General features: G+C 60.4%; 15 protein-coding genes. 10 read left to right on the top strand and 5 right to left on the bottom strand.

What is annotated here, in order from left to right; genetic code table 11:
* Positions 1 to 2: 2 nt before the first annotated feature.
* From DJ564_RS25375 to gap, 5 genes are all read right to left on the bottom strand, one after another.
* Entirely contained in the window at positions 3 to 2594 is a 2592-nt protein-coding gene (locus DJ564_RS25375) for a TonB-dependent receptor (protein ID WP_109634257.1), read from the bottom strand.
* Positions 2595 to 2716: 122 nt separating this feature from the next.
* Positions 2717 to 3625 carry a FecR domain-containing protein gene (locus DJ564_RS25370; RefSeq protein ID WP_109634256.1) on the bottom strand — a complete coding sequence of 303 codons (909 nt, stop codon included), beginning with the start codon at positions 3623 to 3625 and terminating at the stop codon, positions 2717 to 2719.
* Positions 3626 to 3820: 195 nt separating this feature from the next.
* Complete coding sequence (locus DJ564_RS25365; RefSeq protein WP_109634254.1) at positions 3821 to 4339, bottom strand: RNA polymerase sigma factor; 519 nt, start codon at positions 4337 to 4339, stop codon at positions 3821 to 3823.
* Positions 4340 to 4416: 77 nt separating this feature from the next.
* The gene (locus DJ564_RS25360) at positions 4417 to 4881 is read right to left on the bottom strand and encodes a methylglyoxal synthase (protein WP_109634252.1); all 465 of its coding nucleotides are present in this window, start codon (positions 4879 to 4881) and stop codon (positions 4417 to 4419) included.
* A gap of 16 nt (positions 4882 to 4897) precedes the next feature.
* Entirely contained in the window at positions 4898 to 5899 is a 1002-nt protein-coding gene (gap, locus tag DJ564_RS25355; RefSeq protein WP_010457403.1) for a type I glyceraldehyde-3-phosphate dehydrogenase, read from the bottom strand.
* A gap of 220 nt (positions 5900 to 6119) precedes the next feature.
* On the opposite strand from gap, the gene edd reads away from it, so the two are divergent.
* The 10 genes from edd to DJ564_RS25300 all read left to right on the top strand — a co-directional run bounded on the left by edd (position 6120) and on the right by DJ564_RS25300 (position 18743).
* Positions 6120 to 7946, top strand: coding sequence for a phosphogluconate dehydratase (gene edd, locus DJ564_RS25350; RefSeq protein WP_109634251.1), 1827 nt, complete (start codon positions 6120 to 6122; stop codon positions 7944 to 7946).
* A complete protein-coding gene (locus tag DJ564_RS25345; protein WP_109634249.1) occupies positions 7943 to 8893 on the top strand; it encodes a glucokinase in 951 nt (316 codons plus the stop codon). The genes edd and DJ564_RS25345 overlap by 4 nt, the downstream gene beginning before the upstream one ends.
* A gap of 176 nt (positions 8894 to 9069) precedes the next feature.
* The gene (locus DJ564_RS25340) at positions 9070 to 9801 is read left to right on the top strand and encodes a response regulator (protein ID WP_109634248.1); all 732 of its coding nucleotides are present in this window, start codon (positions 9070 to 9072) and stop codon (positions 9799 to 9801) included.
* The gene (locus tag DJ564_RS25335) at positions 9791 to 11260 is read left to right on the top strand and encodes an ATP-binding protein (RefSeq protein WP_109634246.1); all 1470 of its coding nucleotides are present in this window, start codon (positions 9791 to 9793) and stop codon (positions 11258 to 11260) included. The genes DJ564_RS25340 and DJ564_RS25335 overlap by 11 nt, the downstream gene beginning before the upstream one ends.
* Positions 11261 to 11485: 225 nt before the next feature.
* A complete protein-coding gene (locus tag DJ564_RS25330; RefSeq protein WP_109634244.1) occupies positions 11486 to 12745 on the top strand; it encodes an AGE family epimerase/isomerase in 1260 nt (419 codons plus the stop codon).
* Positions 12746 to 12862: 117 nt separating this feature from the next.
* Positions 12863 to 14164, top strand: a complete 1302-nt coding sequence (locus tag DJ564_RS25325; protein WP_109634242.1) for an ABC transporter substrate-binding protein — start codon at positions 12863 to 12865, stop codon at positions 14162 to 14164.
* Between the two features lie 92 nt (positions 14165 to 14256).
* Positions 14257 to 15165: a carbohydrate ABC transporter permease gene (locus DJ564_RS25320; protein ID WP_010457390.1), complete on the top strand. Its 909-nt coding sequence runs from the start codon at positions 14257 to 14259 to the stop codon at positions 15163 to 15165.
* Entirely contained in the window at positions 15158 to 16003 is an 846-nt protein-coding gene (locus DJ564_RS25315) for a carbohydrate ABC transporter permease (RefSeq protein WP_109634240.1), read from the top strand. Before DJ564_RS25320 ends, DJ564_RS25315 begins: the two co-directional genes overlap by 8 nt.
* A 2-nt stretch (positions 16004 to 16005) precedes the next feature.
* On the top strand, positions 16006 to 17166 hold the full coding sequence (locus DJ564_RS25310) for an ABC transporter ATP-binding protein (protein WP_109634238.1): 1161 nt from the start codon (positions 16006 to 16008) through the stop codon (positions 17164 to 17166).
* A gap of 230 nt (positions 17167 to 17396) precedes the next feature.
* Positions 17397 to 18743 carry a carbohydrate porin gene (locus DJ564_RS25300; RefSeq protein WP_109634235.1) on the top strand — a complete coding sequence of 449 codons (1347 nt, stop codon included), beginning with the start codon at positions 17397 to 17399 and terminating at the stop codon, positions 18741 to 18743.
* Positions 18744 to 18792: the final 49 nt, after the last annotated feature.

Genomic DNA, 18792 nt, shown 5'->3' with positions numbered 1-18792 from the left:
GGTCAGATATCCCAGACCAGATTGACCGCGAAGTTGCGACCCGGTTGGGTCAGGCGATCCAGGTTGGCCGGGCTGAGCACGGCCGCTTCGCCGACGCTGTCGTAACCGCGCACGTCATCCCACAGCCAGTATTTTTTGTCGGTCAGGTTGTAGACGCCTGCGCTGACGGTCACATCGTCGGTGACTTTGTAGAAACCGGTCAGGTCGAGCATGCCGAAGCCCGGCGACTTGAACTGGCTGCTCACGCCATCCGGCGACTTGAAGTTGCTGTCGTCGACCCGATCCTTGCGCTTGACCAGCGTCCAGCTGAGCAAACCGCCGTAGTTGTCCTGGTCGTAACCGAGGCCGAACACCCCGGTCAGCGGGTTGACGCTGTTGATCGGCTCGCCGGTGTCGTTGTTGCGACCGTAGGCGTAGGCCACCGAGCCTTGGGTGTAGAGACCTTGTGGGGCGCCGAACGCGTCGAGGTTCAGGCGGCCCTTGATCTCGGCGCCCTTGATGGTCGCGTGTTTGATGTTGTTGCTCTGGAAGGTCAGCTCGCTGTAACCCGGGGTGACCGCGTCCTCGTTGATAAAGTCTCGGTACTTGTTATAGAACACCGCCACATCGAACGAACCGGACTCGAAGTTGCCGCGCAGGCCGGTTTCGTAGCTTTTGCTTTTTTCCGGTTCCAGGTCCGGGTTGGGCGCCACGCTGTAGCCGGTGGTGGTGTTTTCGAAGCGCCCGTACAACGCCTTGGCGGTTGGCGTGCGGAAACCTTCAGCGTACTGGCCATACCAGGTGTACTGATCGGTCAAGGCATAGGTCAGGCCGAACTTGGGTGAAACTTTGTGCCAGGTCTTCTTCTCATCGCTCACGGTGCCGCGACCGTCGGCGGCCACGGTGTTGAGGAATTCCTGGGTGATGTGCGGCTTGAGCTGGGTGTAGTCGTAGCGCAGGCCCGGCAGGAAGGTCCACTTGTTCCAGCGGATTTCATCCTGGGCGAACAGGCTGTAGGTATTGATGCTCGGGTCCGGGAAGTCGCTGGATTTTCTCAGTACATCGGCCGCGCTGGTCGCGCCGATGGCCGTACAGCCGCGACCGACCGCCAGGCACTTGCCGTCGCCGCTGCGCGAGCCGGTGACTTTCTGTTGCTTGAGGGTGGTGCCGTAGGTCAGCAAGTGCTCGGTGTCCGCGATGCTGAAGGCTTTATCCAGTTGGGCGTCGAAGACCCACTGTTTCTCTTGGTAGATTGTGTCGCGAGTGCGCAGCACTCTACGGGTGATCGGGAAATAGAACTCTTCGGTGCTCTGATCGGTTTTCGCGGTCTGGTGGTTCAGGCTCCACTTGACGTTGTCGGCCAGCAGGCTGTCGAGGGTGAAACTGTGTTCCAGGCCGAAACGCTCACGGGTGATGGTGTCGTTGCCGGTGCGCCACTGGTACATGCCGCCGGGCAGCACGCTGTTCGGAATGGTCGGTTGGCCGTTGAAGTACGGGCCGCCGTAAGCGCTTTTCTGATCGGTGTCGCGATCGTCCTTGTACTTCTCGTAGGTCAGGCCGAGGCGTGAATCTGCATTGTAGTTCCAGCCGATCTTGGCCAATACGTTGGTGGCGCGCACGTCTTCCGGGTTGGCCGCGGTACGGTCCAGCCCGATGCCATTGTTGCTGCCGTAGGAATCGGTTTCGTGACCGTCGCGCTGGCTGTAATGCAGCAAGCCGTCGAACTGATCGGCACGGCCGGCGACGGTGGCGGACTTCAGCCAGCTCTCGTCAGCGGAGCTGTAACCGGTCTTCAAGCGAGCCCCGACGTCCTGACCGGGCTTGATGATGTCGTCCGGGTCGAGGGTGAAATAGCTGACGGCGCCGCCGATGGCGTTGCTGCCGTAGAGCACCGAGGCCGGCCCGCGCAGAATCTCGACGCGCTTGATGATTTCCGGGTCGACGTAATTACGTTGGGTTTTGGCGTAGGGACCGTTGAAGAAACCGTTCGCAATCTCGACGCCGTCGATTTGAGTCAGGATCCGGTCGCCGTCGATGCCGCGAATGTTGTAGCCGCTGATCCCGCCGCGGGTCCCGGCACCGCCCACCGAGACGCCCGGTTCGTAGCGCACCAGATCCTTGATGGTATTGACGTTGCTGCGGTCCAGCTCTTCGCGGGTGTGAACAGTGACGGTGCTCGGCACGCTGGCGATGCTTTGTTCCTGGCGCGTGGCGCTGATGGTCACCTGGTCCAGGTTGATCGCGCCACTGTTGCTGCGCTTCTCCAGCACGATGTTGTTACTGCCCAGTTTGCGATAGCTCAGGTTGGTCCCCACCAACAGGCGATCGAGGGCTTTTTCCGGCGGCAACGAACCGCGCACACCCGGCGAGGCCACACCGTCCGCCAGTTCGGCCGGCAAGCCGACTTGCCAGCCTGTCACCGCGGTAAAGGCGTTGAGTGCCGAGACCAGCGACTGCTGCGGGATGGCAAACGTGTAATCGCCCATGTTGCGGGTCGGCTGCTCGGCGGCAGTGTCTGCCAGAAGCGGCGCGGTGCCGGCCATCAGGATGGCGGCCGTCAGCAGCGACAGCACGCGGGAAGGTGAAGAGGACTGGCGGGTATGGCGAGAGGACATCGATAGCGCTCCGTGTCGCACGAATCTTTATAGGTGCTGATTGGCATGTCGAGATGCGAATCAATTGCATTGGCTATAACGAGACGAACGAGCTTTCGCTATCGAGTAAAAATAATTCTCATTTAGTTTAGGATGACCAAGGCGGGGAATTCCTGCAGGCGTGCCGAGGTGATGTGAGCGAGGGAGCGGACCACGTCCAGCGGCTGGTCGAGCCGGTAATTGCCGGTCACGGCGACGTCGGCCAACTGCTCGTTGTTGTTGATAATCCAGCCCGGATAATAGCGACGCAGCTCCGCCAGCACCTGGTTCAGCGGGCAGTTCTCGAACACCAGTCGGCCCTGGACCCACGCCAAATCGGTGGCGGCATCGAGCTTGGCCGGGCGGTCGAAACCGTTGGGGCCGATGCGCACGCTTTCTCCGGCGGACAAGCGAATTCGTGCATCGTCGCGGGTCGCTCGCAAGTCGACATCGCCACGCTGCACCCGAACCTGTGCCACGCCGTCCAGATAACGCACGGCAAACGCGGTGTCGCGCACACTGGCCTTGACCGGTCCGGCATCGATTTCCAGTGGCTGGCCGCGATTGGCCGGCACCTCGAAAAACGCCTCGCCCTGATACAGCCGGGCCACGCGTTGCTGATCGTTGATGGTGCTGGAGAACGCCGAGTTGGTATTGAGCAGGACTTTCGAGCCGTCCTCCAGTTGCAGACGCTGGCGTTCACCGACCACGGTCAAGTGATCGGCCTGGAGACGCATCGGCAGGTTGCTGAAGCTGAACAGGCCGAGGATCAACACGGCGGCGGTGGCCAGCGGTTTCCAGTGCGGGCGCAGGCGCGACAGCACAGTCACTTTCGGCGGGCGGTCGGCGAGGCTTTGTGCGCATTGCACCACTTGCGGGCCATCCCAGATTGCCTGGGCCTTGGCGAACGCTTCGGCATGCAACGGGTCGGCGGCCAGCCAGGTATGGAACTGTCGGGCCTGTTCCTCGTTCGGACTGCCCAGCACGATCAGCCAGTCCAGAGCCTGGTCCATCGCGCTTGCGGCGTCCCGCGCCGGGGAGGGCGGAGGGGGGGCGGGGGGAGGCACTGGAAGCGTGTCCGTCACGGTGTTTCCTCGGCAGTGTCTGTGCACGGCTGTTTTATGAGTGAAGCTTGAAAGTGGGCAAGGGTAGCAAAGCCTGAAGGTCAGCGCAGGCGATCCCGGCAGGTAGAGAATAAACCTACAGACTCAGTCCCCGTTTAACCGTTCAGCGACGCCGATGCAGATCGCCATGATCAGCTTCAGTTCTTTCTGCACGGTGCTCAATGAGACGTTGAGCTTTTCGGCGATCTCCAGATAACTGTGCCCGTGCAGCCTGCTGAGGATGAAAATCTGCTGCTGACGATGGCTGAGTTCACTGAGGCTCACGTTCAAACGCTCCAGCAATTGTTCGGCATGGGCAGCATCCTCGGCGCTGCTGGCGGGGGCAGCGACGCTTTCCACCACGTCCAGTGGCACGTCGTCGAGCATCGTGCGCGACTGAATGCGCCGCGCACGCAAATGGTCCAGCGCCAGGTTGCGAGCGGTCTGGAAAACGAAGGGTTCAAGGTGATCGATGGCCCGTTCACTGAGCGCCCGGGTCACTCGCAGGTAGGTCTCCTGCAAGAGGTCTTCGGCGGTGCTGTGATTGTTGACCATCCGCTCCAGCGTGCGCAGCAGAGAGACTCGCTGGGCGATGAAGACGTGATTGAAGCGAGATTGACTCACGGGAGGACCTGATCCATTTCGAGCGAATGATAATGCTTATCATCCGCTCGAGTGGTCAAGTGCTGATTTGTGAGGGACTACGCTCGACCCAGCAGATAGGTCGCGTAATCGGGGATGCGGTGTTCGTGCGCCTGTTCCATCATCGGACTGCTGAGCAGGTAGTCGGCGCTGCATTCGTTGCAGGCAACCGGAATGTTCCAGACCGCCGCGACCCGCAGTAACGCCTTGATGTCCGGGTCATGCGGTTGTGGTTCGAACGGGTCCCAGAAGAACACCAGCATGTCGACCCGCTGCTCGGCGATGCGCGCACCGAGTTGCTGGTCGCCGCCCAAAGGGCCGCTGATCATGCTTTCCACCGGCAGATCCAGGCGTTGTTGCAATAACAAACCCGTGGTGCCGGTGGCGACCAGTTCATGTTGCGCGAGCTTGTCTTTCTGGCGCTCGGCCCAGTCCAGCAAAAACACCTTGCAGTGGTCATGGGCGACCAGGGCGATACGCTTGCGCGCCGCCATGGTCTTTTGCGTGAAGCTGATACCGATCATCGGTGTTGCTCCACGGTTATTCGGCGTTGCACAGCGCCAGGCAGTTATCGAGCATGCGGTTGGAGAAGCCCCATTCGTTGTCGTACCAGGCCAGTACCTTGAGCAGCTTGCCGCTGGACTTGGTGTGGTTGGCGTCGAAGATCGACGACAGCGGGTTGTGGTTGAAGTCGCTGGAGACCAGCGGCAAGGTGTTGTAGCCGAGAATCTTCGAGTGTTGGCTGGCTTCTTTGAGCAGCGCGTTGACTTCATCGGCCGACGCTTCGCGCTTGAGCTGCACGGTCAGGTCCACCAGCGATACGTTGATCACTGGAACTCGCACGGCCATGCCGGTCAGTTTGCCCGCCAGTTCCGGCAGCACCAGGCCGACCGCTTCCGCCGCCCCGGTCTTGCTCGGGATCATGTTCTGGGTGGCCGAACGGGCGCGGTAAGGGTCGGTGTGGTAGACGTCGGTCAGGTTCTGGTCGTTGGTGTAGGCGTGGATCGTGGTCATCAGACCGCTTTCGATGCCCAGCTCGCGGTGAAGCACCTGAGCCACCGGGGCCAGGCAGTTGGTGGTGCAAGACGCGTTGGAAATGATCTGGTGCGATTGGCGCAGAATGTCGTGGTTGACTCCGTACACCACGGTGGCGTCGGCGCCTTTTGCCGGGGCCGAGATGATCACTTTGCGCGCGCCGGCCGTAATATGCGCGGCGGCTTTGGCACGGTCGGTGAACAAACCGGTGCATTCAAACACAACATCGATTTTTTCCGCGGCCCAAGGCAGCTCGGCCGGGTTGCGAATGGCGCTGACTGCAATACGGTCGCCGTTGACGGTCAGGCTTTCCTGATCGTGCTGGACATCGGCGTCGAACGTGCCGTGAACAGTGTCGTACTTGAGCAGATGAGCGTTCATCGCGCTATCGCCCAGGTCATTGATGGCAACGATCTGCAAGTCCTGGCGATAGCCTTGGGTATACAGTGCGCGCAGGACGTTGCGGCCAATTCGGCCAAAACCATTGATTGCGATTCGAAGAGTCATTTAACAGGGCCGCCGTCGTTTTGTTGTTGGAATTACAAGATTATTCGCATAAAAATAGAAAACAAGCCTTTTTAATGGCAATATTTTGTTCAATCTACAACGAGTGACCTGAATCAACTGGTCCGACCGATCAAGAAAACCGTCTGTCATCCCATCGACACCGGCTCTTGCTCAGCATAGACAATCAGGTCGCCACATCCGTTAGCCTGGAGTTCTACACATGCATCCCCGCGTAATTGAGGTCACCGAACGGCTTATCGCCCGCAGCCGTGCAACCCGTGAGGCTTACCTTGCGCTCATTCGTGATGCAGCCAGCGACGGTCCGATGCGCGGCAAGCTGCAATGCGCCAACTTCGCCCACGGCGTGGCCGGTTGCGGCACCGAAGACAAAAACAGTCTGCGGATGATGAACTCCGCCAACATTGCGATTGTTTCGTCATATAACGACATGCTCTCGGCGCATCAGCCGTACGAAGTCTTTCCTGAACAGATCAAAAAAGCCCTGCGCGAAATCGGCTCGGTCGGCCAGTTCGCCGGCGGCACTCCGGCGATGTGCGATGGTGTGACCCAGGGCGAGCCGGGCATGGAGCTGAGCCTGCCGAGCCGCGAAGTGATTGCGTTGTCTACCGCCGTGGCGCTGTCCCACAACATGTTCGATGGCGCGCTGATGCTCGGCATCTGCGACAAGATCGTGCCGGGCCTGATGATGGGCGCGCTGCGTTTCGGTCATTTGCCGACGATCTTCGTCCCGGGTGGGCCGATGGTCTCGGGCATTTCCAACAAGCAGAAAGCCGATGTGCGCCAGCGCTACGCTGAAGGCAAGGCCAGCCGCGAAGAGCTGCTGGAATCGGAAATGAAGTCCTACCACAGCCCCGGCACCTGCACCTTCTACGGCACTGCCAACACCAACCAGTTGTTGATGGAAGTCATGGGCCTGCATTTGCCGGGCGCGTCTTTCGTCAACCCGAACACGCCGTTGCGCGATGCCTTGACCCGCGAAGCGGCGCATCAGGTCACGCGCCTGACCAAGCAGAACGGCGACTTCATGCCCATCGGCGAAATCGTCGACGAGCGCTCGCTGGTCAATTCCATCGTGGCGCTGCACGCCACCGGCGGCTCGACCAACCACACGCTGCACATGCCGGCCATCGCCATGGCCGCGGGCATTCAACTGACCTGGCAGGACATGGCCGACCTCTCCGAAGTCGTGCCGACCCTGAGCCACGTCTACCCGAACGGCAAAGCCGACATCAACCACTTCCAGGCGGCGGGCGGCATGTCGTTCCTGATCCGCGAACTGCTGGAAGCCGGGCTGCTGCACGAAAACGTCAACACGGTGCTCGGCCACGGCCTGAGCCGCTACACCAAGGAACCGTTCCTTGATAACGGCGAACTGGTCTGGCGCGAAGGCCCGATCGAAAGCCTCGACGAAAACATTCTTCGTCCGGTCGCGCGTGCGTTCTCGCCTGAGGGCGGCTTGCGCGTGATGGAAGGCAATCTCGGTCGCGGCGTCATGAAGGTTTCCGCTGTCGCTCTGGAAAACCAGATCGTCGAAGCTCCAGCAATGGTGTTCCAGGATCAGCAGGATTTGGCCGATGCGTTCAAGGCCGGTTTGCTGGAGAAAGATTTTGTCGCGGTGATGCGCTTCCAGGGCCCGCGCTCCAATGGCATGCCTGAGTTGCACAAGATGACGCCGTTCCTCGGCGTGCTGCAGGATCGCGGCTTCAAAGTCGCGCTGGTGACGGACGGGCGCATGTCCGGCGCGTCGGGGAAAATCCCGGCGGCGATTCATGTCAGCCCCGAAGCTTATGTCGGGGGTGCTCTTGCGCGAGTGCAAGAGGGCGATATCATCCGCGTCGATGGCGTCAAAGGCACCCTGGAGCTTAAGGTGGACGCCGACGAATTCGCAGCGCGCACCCCGGCCAAGGGCCTGTTGGGCAATAACATTGGCAGCGGTCGCGAACTGTTTGGTTTCATGCGCATGGCCTTCAGCTCCGCAGAGCAGGGCGCCAGCGCCTTTACTTCTGCCCTGGAGACGCTTAATTGAAACTGGCTTTGGTCGGTGACATCGGTGGGACCAACGCACGTTTCGCGTTGTGGAAAAACCAGCAACTGGAAGCAATCCAGGTGTTGGCGACGGCCGACCACGCCAGCCCGGAGGAGGCCATTGCCCTCTACCTGAGCGGGCTTGGCCTGGCGCCGGGTTCGATCGGCTCTGTGTGCCTGTCGGTCGCCGGCCCGGTGAGCGGTGACGAATTCAAGTTCACTAACAATCACTGGCGGCTCAGTCGCAAAGGTTTTTGCAAGACCTTGCAGGTCGATCAACTGTTGCTGGTCAATGATTTCTCGGCCATGGCGCTGGGCATGACCCGTTTGCAGCCGGACGAGTTTCGCGTTGTGTGCGAAGGCACGCCGGAACCGTTGCGGCCGGCCGTGGTGATCGGTCCGGGTACGGGCCTGGGCGTTGGCACCTTGCTGGACCTGGGCGAAGGCCGTTTCGCCGCGTTGCCGGGGGAGGGTGGTCACGTCGATTTGCCTCTGAGCAGTCCGCGTGAAACCCAACTGTGGCAGCACATCTTCAATGAGATCGGGCATGTGAGCGCTGAAACCGCGTTGAGCGGCAGCGGTTTGCCGCGGGTCTACCGGGCGATTTGTGCGGTGGACGGGCATGAGCCGGTGCTCGATACCCCGGAGTCGATTACCGCTGCCGGTCTGGCGGGTGATCCGATTGCACTGGAAGTGCTGGAGCAGTTCTGCTGCTGGCTCGGCCGTGTCGCCGGCAATAACGTGCTGACCACGGGTGCGCGCGGTGGCGTGTACATCGTTGGCGGGGTGATTCCACGGTTTGCCGATTTCTTCGTTGAAAGCGGTTTCGCCCGGTGCTTCGCCGACAAGGGCTGCATGAGCGATTACTTCAAAGGCATCCCGGTGTGGCTGGTGACGGCGCCGTATTCCGGGTTGATGGGTGCGGGTGTGGCGCTCGATCAGGCCTGAAACCGAGTCGCCTTCATCGCGGGCAAGCCCGCTCCCACAAGGTTATGCGCACATTTTCAGAATGTAGATAATCCTGTGGGAGCGTGGCTTGCCCGCGATGAGGCCAGAACAGGCAACAAATTTCCAAGGTTCATCAGGCATAATCCGCCCAATTCAAACAACAAGGACGCGGCCCCGTGAGCTCAGTCAACAAGTCGATTTTGTTGGTCGATGACGATCAAGAGATACGCGAGTTGCTGGACACCTACCTGACCCGCGCCGGTTTCCAGGTCCGTACCACGCCCGATGGCGCAGGCTTTCGCCAAGCCATGAACGACGCGCCGAGCGATCTGGTGATCCTCGACGTGATGCTGCCGGACGAAGACGGTTTCAGCCTCTGCCGCTGGATCCGCCAGCACCCGCGCCAGGCGCAGGTGCCGATCATTATGCTCACCGCCAGCTCCGACGAAGCCGACCGTGTCATCGGCCTGGAACTGGGCGCCGATGACTACCTCGGCAAACCCTTCAGCCCCCGTGAATTACAGGCGCGTATCAAGGCCTTGTTGCGTCGCGCCCAGTTCGGTCAGGAGCGTTCCGGCGGTGAAGTGCTGGCGTTCGATGACTGGCGGCTGGACATGGTCAGTCACCGGTTATTCCACATCGACGGCGAAGAAGTGATTCTCTCCGGGGCTGATTTTGCGCTGCTGAAACTGTTCCTCGATCACCCCCAGGAAATCCTCGATCGCGACACCATCGGCAACGCTACACGTGGCCGCGACTTGATGCCGCTGGATCGCATCGTCGACATGGCGGTCAGCCGTTTGCGCCAGCGTCTGCGCGATACCGAGAAACCGCCGCGACTGATTCGTACCGTGCGCGGCAGCGGCTACCAACTGGCAGCCAATGTGGTTGCCAGCAATGGCCACTGAGTTTCTCCGCTCTCTCGCTGCCCGCGTGCCGATGCCACGTTCGCTGCTCGGGCGCATGTTGCTGCTGACCCTGCTGGCGGTGCTGTTCGCACAGGCGTTGTCGAGCGTGATCTGGGTCTCGCAACTGCGCGCCACCCAGCTCGAAGGCCTGGTCACCAGCGCCCGCAGCCTGGCGCATTCGATGACCGCCAGCGTCAGTTATTTCCGCTCGCTGCCGGTCGCGTTTCGGCCATTGGTACTCGACCAATTGCGCAGCATGGGCGGCACCCGGTTCGTGGTGACCCTTAACGACAAGCCCTTGGGCATGGAAGTGCTGCCGATCACCCCGCGCAAGGAAGCCGTGCTCAAGGCTGTGGACCAGGTGTTGCGCGAGTCCCTCGGCCAAGACACGGATATCTCTGTAACCTTCGTCAGCCCCGAAGACCTGCGGATCTTCAACAGCGGGCTGAAGCTCGATGAATTGCCGCGCTCCTGGGCGCATTACGCGCTCACGCTGGAACCGGTGAACCCGCCGGTGCTGGTCACGCAAATTCAGATGGCGCCGGGCGAGTGGCTGTACATCGCATCCTTGCTGCCCGAGCCCTACACCAGTCTTGAAGAGCAAGGCCTGCCAGCGCAGCAAGTCTGGTTCATCGTCCTCACCAGCGGCTTCTTGCTGTTGTTCATTGGCTTGCTGGTGCACTGGCAAAGTCGTCCGCTCAAGCGTCTGGCGCGAGCAGCGCGGGACATGTCCCTCGGTGCCGAAGTCGAGCCGGTGGCAGAGGGCGGCGGCAGTGAAGTGGTGGAAGTGGGCCGCGCGTTCAACGCAATGCGCGAGCGCATCAGCCGCTACCTGACCGAACGCAGCCAGTTGTTCAGCGCGATTTCCCATGACCTGCGCACGCCGATTACCCGCTTGCGACTGCGGGTCGAATTGCTTGAAGACGAACAGCTGCAAGCCAAGTTCGGCCGCGATCTGGATGAACTGGAGCTGTTGGTCAAAGGCGCGCTGCAATGCGTGAAAGACACCGACATCCACGAAAACATCGAACCGGTGGACCTCAACCATGTGCTCGATTGCCTGGTGGAACCGTACCTGGCGCCCAACGGCAATGGGCGCGTGACTCAACAGGGCCGGGCGCTGGCGGCGTATCCGGGCAAACCGCTGGCGCTCAAGCGTTGCATTGGCAACCTGATCGACAACGCGCTGAAGTATGGGCAGAACGCGCATTTGCACATCGATGACGACGAGAGCGCTTTCATCCTGCACGTCGATGACGAAGGGCCGGGCGTGCCGGAGCAACGGATGGAGCAGGTGTTCGAACCGCATTTCCGCCTGGCCGGGCAGCAGCAGGGTTATGGCTTGGGGTTGGGGATTGCGCGCAACATTGCCCATAGCCATGGCGGTGAGGTCAGCCTGCAGAATCTGCGTGAGGGCGGGTTGCGGGTGACGTTGCAGTTGCCTCGTTCGATCGATTGACGCGGACCCTGTGGCGAGGGAGCTTGCTCCCGCTGGACTGCGCAGCAGTCCTTCTTTTGGGGCCGCTTCGCGCCCCGGCGGGAGCAAGCTCCCTCGCCACAAATAATCATCCACCACAAAATCTGTATGTCACAGCTTGGTGACATAACTCGCCCCCTTCGTTACAAGCCCGCCGCCGCCCGTTGTTTAGACTGCCCCCAGTCAAAACAACAAAAAAGGCACCCCATGGACACCTTCCAACCGGCGTTCAGCAGTTGGCTCAACGCACCTGCCCATCAGCAATGGCTCGCTGCCGAAGGCTTGCGCCTGCTCGCATTTGCCAAGGCTTCGAAGCTTGCCGAAGGCTTCGGTAACCTCGATGAAAAGGGCCGGCTGCCGGCCAACGCCCACGCCGAAACCATGAACACCGCACGCATGACCCACAGCTTCGCCATGGCGCACATCCAGGGCTTGCCGGGTTTTGCCGAGCTGGTCGATCACGGCATCCAGGCGCTCAGCGGCCCGTTGCGTGATGCCGAACACGGCGGCTGGTTTGCCGTCGCCCATCATCGCGATGGCAACACCGGCAAGGCCGCGTACCTGCATGCTTTCGTTGCGCTGGCCGCCAGTTCCGCCGTGGTCGCGCAACGCCCCGGCGCCCAAGCGTTGCTCGATGACGCGATCAACATCATCGACACGCATTTCTGGAGCGAGGAGGAGGGCGCAATGCGCGAATCCTTCGACCGCGACTGGAGCGCTGAAGAAGCCTACCGCGGCGCCAACAGCAACATGCACGCCACCGAAGCCTTTCTCGCCCTGGCGGATGTCACCGACGAGCACCGTTGGCTGGTCCGCGCTCAACGCATTGTCGAGCGGGTGATCCATGGTCACGCCGCCGCCAACGACTTCCTGGTGGTCGAGCATTTTGATCGCGACTGGCAGCCGCTGCGCGAATACAACCACGACAATCCGGCGGACGGTTTTCGTCCCTACGGCACCACGCCGGGCCACGGGTTCGAATGGGCGCGGCTGTTGCTGCACCTCGAAGCCGCGCGGGTTCAGGCCGGCATGCTCACGCCGGGCTGGCTGGCCACCGACGCGCAAAAACTCTTCGATCACAACTGCCGTCATGGCTGGAATGTCGATGGTGCGCCGGGGATTGTCTACACCCTCGACTGGGACAACCGCGCGGTGGTTCGCCACCGATTGCACTGGACCCATTGCGAAGCCAGCGCTGCCGCCAGCGCGCTGCTTAAACGCACCGGCGATGAGCAATACGAAACCTGGTACCGGTTGTTCTGGGAATTCTGTGACAGTCATTTCATCGACCGTTGCGATGGCAGTTGGCACCATGAACTCGATCCGCAAAACCGTCCGAGCGCCGATATCTGGGCCGGAAAACCTGATCTGTATCACGCCTGGCAAGCTGTCCTGATTCCGCGCCTGCCACTGGCGCCGAGCATGGCCAGTGCCTTGGGGCAGTTGTCCCAGAGCGCTCCTGTGTAACCATGTAGTGACATTCACGCGTCCCTTCGTTACCTGCGAAGGGATGACTCCTGTTTAAAATCCTATGCAGCGCAAGCACCAGACTTGCATGCATAACAACAAGAAAGGTAATTCTAGATGAATGCGATTTCTCGCCTCGCTACTGTCATTTCTCTTGCCTCATTGCTTCCTATCTCTGCATTCCCTGTCAGTGCGCTTGCCGCCGATTCCAAAGGTTCGGTAGAAGTCGTTCACTGGTGGACCTCCGGTGGTGAAAAAGCGGCTGTCGATGTCCTCAAAGCCCAAGTCGAAAAAGACGGTTTCACCTGGAAGGACGGCGCCGTTGCCGGTGGTGGCGGTGCGACCGCCATGACCGTACTCAAGAGCCGCGCCGTTGCCGGTAACCCGCCGGGTGTAGCGCAGATCAAAGGCCCGGACATCCAGGAATGGGCGTCTACCGGTCTGCTCGACACCGACGTCTTGAAAGACGCAGCCAAGACAGAGAAGTGGGACAGCCTGCTCGACAAGAAAGTCTCCGATACCGTGAAGTACGAGGGTGACTACGTAGCCGTGCCGGTGAACATTCACCGCGTCAACTGGCTGTGGATCAACCCGGAAGTCTTCAAGAAAGCCGGCATCGAAAAAGCACCAACCACCCTTGAAGAATTCTACGCAGCCGGTGACAAGCTGAAGAAAGCGGGCTTCATCGCCCTGGCCCACGGCGGCCAGCCTTGGCAGGACAGCACCGTGTTCGAAGCGGTAGTTCTTTCGGTCATGGGCGTGGACGGCTACAAAAAAGCCCTGGTCGACCTGGATAACGCTGCATTGACCGGTCCTGAAATGGTCAAGGCGCTGACCGAGCTGAAGAAAGTCGCGACCTACATGGACGCCGACGGCAAAGGCCAGGACTGGAACCTGGAAGCGGCCAAAGTCATCAACGGCAAGGCCGGCATGCAGATCATGGGTGACTGGGCCAAGAGCGAGTGGACCGCAGCCAAGAAAGTCGCCGGCAAGGACTACGAGTGCGTAGCGTTCCCGGGCACCGACAAGGCCTTCACCTACAACATCGACTCCCTGGCGGTGTTCAAGCAGAAAGACAAGGGCACTGCTGCCGCGCAGCAGGACATTGCCAAGGTCGTGCTGGGTGAGAACTTCCAGAAAGTCTTCAGCATCAACAAGGGTTCGATCCCTGTTCGAATCGACATGCTGAACGACATGGGCAAGTACGGTTTCGACTCCTGCGCCCAGACCGCTGCCAAGGACTTCCTGGTGGACGCCAAGTCCGGCGGCCTGCAGCCGAGCATGGCGCACAACATGGCGACCACGCTGGCGGTACAAGGCGCGTTCTTTGATGTGGTGACCAACTTCATCAACGATCCGAAAGCCGATCCTGCGACTGCCGCCAAACAATTGGGCACGGCCGTCAAAGCTGCCAAGTAACCGCTAGCCGCGCAGGCCCCTGTGGGAGCGAGCAAGCCCGCTCCCACAGGGGAATGCGTTTGTAATCCTTTTTCTTCGTACGGGATCTTCCCATGAGTTCTGTTGCTGTGTTCAGCAAGGCCTCGCCGTTCGATGCACTGCAGCGCTGGCTACCGAAACTGGTGCTGGCGCCGAGCATGTTCATCGTCCTGGTGGGCTTCTATGGCTATATCCTGTGGACGTTCATCCTGTCGTTCACCACCTCGACCTTCCTGCCGACTTACAAGTGGGCGGGCCTGGCGCAGTATCAGCGGCTGTTCGACAACGACCGTTGGTGGGTCGCGAGCAAGAACCTGGCCGTGTTCGGCGGCATGTTCATCGGCATCACCTTGGTGATCGGTGTGCTGCTGGCCGTGTTTCTTGATCAGCGCATTCGCCGCGAAGGTTTCATCCGTACCATTTACCTGTACCCGATGGCGCTCTCGATGATCGTCACCGGTACTGCCTGGAAATGGCTGCTCAACCCGGGCATGGGCCTGGACAAATTGTTACGGGACTGGGGCTGGGAAGGCTTTCGCCTGGACTGGCTGATCGACCCGGATCGCGTGGTGTATTGCCTGGTGATCGCTGCGGTCTGGCAAGCCTCGGGCTTCATCATGGCGATGTTCCTCGCCGGCCTGCGTGGGGTTGATCAATCGATCATCCGTGCCGCCCAGATCGATGGTGCGAGCATGCCGCGCATTTACCTGAAAGTGGTGTTGCCGAGCCTGCGCCCGGTGTTCTTCAGCGCCGTGATGATCCTGGCCCACATCGCGATCAAGAGTTTCGACCTGGTGGCGGCAATGACTGCCGGCGGCCCGGGTTACTCCTCCGACCTGCCTGCGATGTTCATGTATTCCTTCACCTTCAGCCGCGGCCAGATGGGCATGGGCTCGGCCAGTGCGATTCTGATGCTCGGTGCGATTCTCGCAATCATCGTGCCTTACCTGTACTCCGAGCTGAGGACCAAGCGCCATGACTAGTTTCTCTGCCAAACCTTCCATCAGCCTGAGTCGCATCGCGATCTACGGCGTGCTGATCCTGGCCGTATGCCTTTACCTGATACCGCTGGTGGTCATGCTGTTGACCAGCTTCAAGACGCCGGAAGACATCAACTCCGGCAACCTGCTGAGCTGGCCGACCGTGGTCAGCGGCATCGGCTGGGTCAAGGCCTGGGGCACGGTGGACGGGTACTTCTGGAACTCGATCAAGATCACCGTCCCGGCGGTGCTGATCTCCACCGCCATCGGTGCGCTGAACGGCTATGTGCTGTCGATGTGGCGCTTCCGTGGCTCGCAGTTGTTCTTCGGCCTGTTGCTGTTCGGTTGCTTCCTGCCGTTCCAGACCGTCTTGCTGCCGGCCTCGTTCACTCTCGGAAAAATGGGCCTGGCCAGCACCACCACCGGCCTGGTGTTCGTGCACGTGGTCTATGGCCTGGCGTTCACCACGCTGTTCTTCCGTAACTACTACGTCAGCGTTCCCGATGCGCTGGTGAAAGCCGCGCGGCTCGATGGCGCGGGTTTCTTCACCATCTTCCGCTTGATCATCCTGCCGATGTCCACCCCGATCATCATGGTCTGCCTGATCTGGCAGTTCACCCAGATCTGGAACGACTTCCTGTTCGGTGTGGTGTTCTCCAGCGGTGATTCGCAACCCATTACGGTGGCGTTGAACAACTTGGTCAACACCAGTACCGGGGCCAAGGAATACAACGTTGATATGGCGGCGGCGATGATCGCCGGGCTGCCGACCCTGCTGGTCTATGTGGTCGCAGGCAAGTATTTCGTGCGCGGGCTGACGGCCGGCGCAGTCAAGGGGTAATCATGGCTACGCTCGAACTTCGCAATGTAAACAAGACCTATGGTCCCGGCTTGCCGGACACCCTCAAGAACATCGAACTGTCGATCAAGGACGGTGAGTTCCTGATCCTCGTCGGACCTTCGGGTTGCGGCAAATCGACCCTGATGAATTGCATCGCCGGCCTGGAAACCATCACCGGCGGCGCGATCATGATCGGTGACCAGGACGTCAGCGGCATGAGCCCGAAAGACCGTGACATCGCCATGGTGTTCCAGTCCTACGCGCTGTACCCGACCATGAGCGTGCGCGAGAACATCGCCTTCGGCTTGAAGATCCGCAAAATGCCCGCCGCCGACATCGAAGCGGAAGTGGCGCGGGTGGCCAAGCTGCTGCAGATCGAACACCTGCTCAACCGCAAGCCCGGCCAACTCTCTGGCGGTCAGCAACAGCGTGTTGCAATGGGCCGTGCCCTGGCGCGGCGGCCGAAGATCTACCTGTTCGACGAACCGCTGTCCAACCTTGACGCCAAGCTGCGCGTCGAGATGCGCACTGAAATGAAACTGATGCACCAGCGCCTGAAAACCACCACGGTCTACGTGACCCACGACCAGATCGAAGCGATGACCCTGGGCGACAAAGTGGCGGTGATGAAGGACGGGATCATCCAGCAGTTCGGCACGCCGAAAGACATCTACAACAACCCGGCCAACCTGTTTGTGGCGAGCTTCATCGGTTCGCCGCCGATGAACTTCATCCCCCTGCGTTTGCAACGCAAGGAAGGTCGTCTGATCGCACTGCTCGACAGCGGCCAGGCGCGCTGCGAATTGCCGTTGGGCATGCAGGACGCCGGTCTGGAAGATCGCGAAGTGATCCTCGGCCTGCGTCCGGAACAGATCGTGCTGGCGGGCAGCGAGCCCAATGGTTTGCCGACCATTCGCGCCGAAGTCCAGGTCACTGAACCGACCGGTCCCGACACGCTGGTGTTCGTCAATCTCAATGAAACCAAAGTCTGCTGCCGTCTGGCACCGGACGTCGCGCCGAACGTGGGCGAGACCCTGACGCTGCAATTCGATCCATCGAAAGTGCTGTTGTTCGACGCCAAGACCGGGGAACGCTTGGGGGTGGCCGGTCAGCCAAAAGCCGAGAGCCACAGCGCGAACGTCGCTCAATTCAAAGGCCGCTGAAGATCAAAAACTGTAAGAGCCGGCTTTTGTGGCGAGGGGATTTATCCCCGTTGGACTGCGCAGCAGTCCCATTTTTTAGGGCCGCTTCGCGACCCAACGGGGATAAATCCCCTCGCCACGAAGCCTGGCTCCTACAGGGGGGATATGCGGTGCGCGGCCTGTCGCGCATCGCACCTGATGTAACCGCGTTAAATAAAAACAGTTAATAACAATAAAACGAGGATGTAGGGATGAAGAAGAAGAACAACGCTCAGCTTATCTGCCAGTTGTCCGCGGTTGCGGCCATGATGCTGGCCGGTAGTGTGCACGCGGCTGATGCGTTCAGCGCCGATTCCGAATGGATGACCGGTGATTGGGGTGGCGAGCGGACCAAGCTGATCGAGCAAGGTATCGACATCAAGATGGACTACGTCGGTGAAGTGGGTGGAAACCTTCACGGCGGCTACAACAACGACAAGACCGCGCGTTACGCCGACCAGTTTGGTCTGGGCGTGGCGCTGGACCTGCAAAAGTTGTGGGGCTGGGATAACACCCAGGCCAAGGTCCAGTTCACCAACCGTAACGGTGAAAACATCTCCAATGACCGTGTCGGCGATCCGCGTGCCGGCACCTTGAGTTCTTCCCAGGAAGTCTACGGCCGTGGCCACATGGTCCGTCTGACCCAGTTGTGGATCAAACACCAGTTCCTCGACGGCAAACTGGACGTCAAGGCTGGTTACTTCGGCGAAGGCGAAGACTTCAACACCTTCCCGTGCGAGTTCCAGAACCTGGCGTTCTGCGGTTCCCAAGCGGGTAACTGGGCGACCAACATCTGGTACAACTGGCCGGTCATGCAAGCTGCGGTCCGCGTGAAGTACAACATCTCGCCTGAGTGGTATGCGCAGATCGGCGCGTACAACCAGAACCCGTCGCAACTGGAGCACGGTAACGGCTTCAAGCTCAGCGGCAGTGGTACCAAAGGCACCGTGTTGCCGGTCGAACTGGTCTGGCTGCCTAACCCTGGCAACCTGCCGGGCGAATACCGTGTCGGTTATTACAAAAGCACGGCCAAGGCCGACGACGTTCGTGAAGACGATAACGGCGATGACGCGGCAACCAGCGGCAATGCCTATCGCAGCCACAGCAGCAAATCCGGCTACTGGTTCGTGGCGCAACAACAACTCACCACTCACAACGGTGACGCGTCCCGCGGTCTGAACATTGCTGCCAACGCTACCTTCCATGACAAGGACACCAACTTCGTCGACAACTATCAGTCGCTGATGCTGGTGTACAAGGGCCCGTTCGATGCACGTCCGAAGGATGACTTCGGTATCGGTGCCGCGCGTATCCATGTCAACGATGACGTGAAGAAAAACTCGGAGTTGGTCAACGCCTCCAACAATGTCACGGACTATCAGGACCCGCTGTTCGCGCCGCTGCGTAACACTGAGTACAACTACGAGATCAACTACGGCTTCCACGTTACCAACTGGCTGACCGTGCGTCCCAACCTGCAATACATCACTCACCCGGGCGGTGTGGATGAAGTCGACAACGCGCTGGTGGCCGGCCTGAAAATTCAGTCGGTGTTCTAACGCTGTTGCGATAAGCTCCTCTCTATGTGCGCATTTTTGCGGACAGCCT

The organism is Pseudomonas sp. 31-12, from assembly GCF_003151075.1.
Classification (GTDB): Bacteria; Pseudomonadota; Gammaproteobacteria; order Pseudomonadales; family Pseudomonadaceae; genus Aquipseudomonas.
This window is presented reverse-complemented; position numbering and strand designations above follow the sequence as displayed.

Bases quoted from the DNA above. Each gene is read 5' to 3' on its own strand.
- DJ564_RS25375 (WP_109634257.1), bottom strand. From the start codon at position 2,594: ATGTCCTCTCGCCATACCCGCCAGTCCTCTTCACCTTCCCGCGTGCTG.
- DJ564_RS25370 (WP_109634256.1), bottom strand. From the start codon at position 3,625: ATGGACCAGGCTCTGGACTGGCTGATCGTGCTGGGCAGTCCGAACGAG.
- DJ564_RS25360 (WP_109634252.1), bottom strand. From the start codon at position 4,881: ATGATCGGTATCAGCTTCACGCAAAAGACCATGGCGGCGCGCAAGCGT.
- gap (WP_010457403.1), bottom strand. From the start codon at position 5,899: ATGACTCTTCGAATCGCAATCAATGGTTTTGGCCGAATTGGCCGCAAC.
- edd (WP_109634251.1), top strand. From the start codon at position 6,120: ATGCATCCCCGCGTAATTGAGGTCACCGAACGGCTTATCGCCCGCAGC.
- DJ564_RS25335 (WP_109634246.1), top strand. From the start codon at position 9,791: ATGGCCACTGAGTTTCTCCGCTCTCTCGCTGCCCGCGTGCCGATGCCA.
- DJ564_RS25330 (WP_109634244.1), top strand. From the start codon at position 11,486: ATGGACACCTTCCAACCGGCGTTCAGCAGTTGGCTCAACGCACCTGCC.
- DJ564_RS25325 (WP_109634242.1), top strand. From the start codon at position 12,863: ATGAATGCGATTTCTCGCCTCGCTACTGTCATTTCTCTTGCCTCATTG.
- DJ564_RS25320 (WP_010457390.1), top strand. From the start codon at position 14,257: ATGAGTTCTGTTGCTGTGTTCAGCAAGGCCTCGCCGTTCGATGCACTG.
- DJ564_RS25315 (WP_109634240.1), top strand. From the start codon at position 15,158: ATGACTAGTTTCTCTGCCAAACCTTCCATCAGCCTGAGTCGCATCGCG.
- DJ564_RS25310 (WP_109634238.1), top strand. From the start codon at position 16,006: ATGGCTACGCTCGAACTTCGCAATGTAAACAAGACCTATGGTCCCGGC.
- DJ564_RS25300 (WP_109634235.1), top strand. From the start codon at position 17,397: ATGAAGAAGAAGAACAACGCTCAGCTTATCTGCCAGTTGTCCGCGGTT.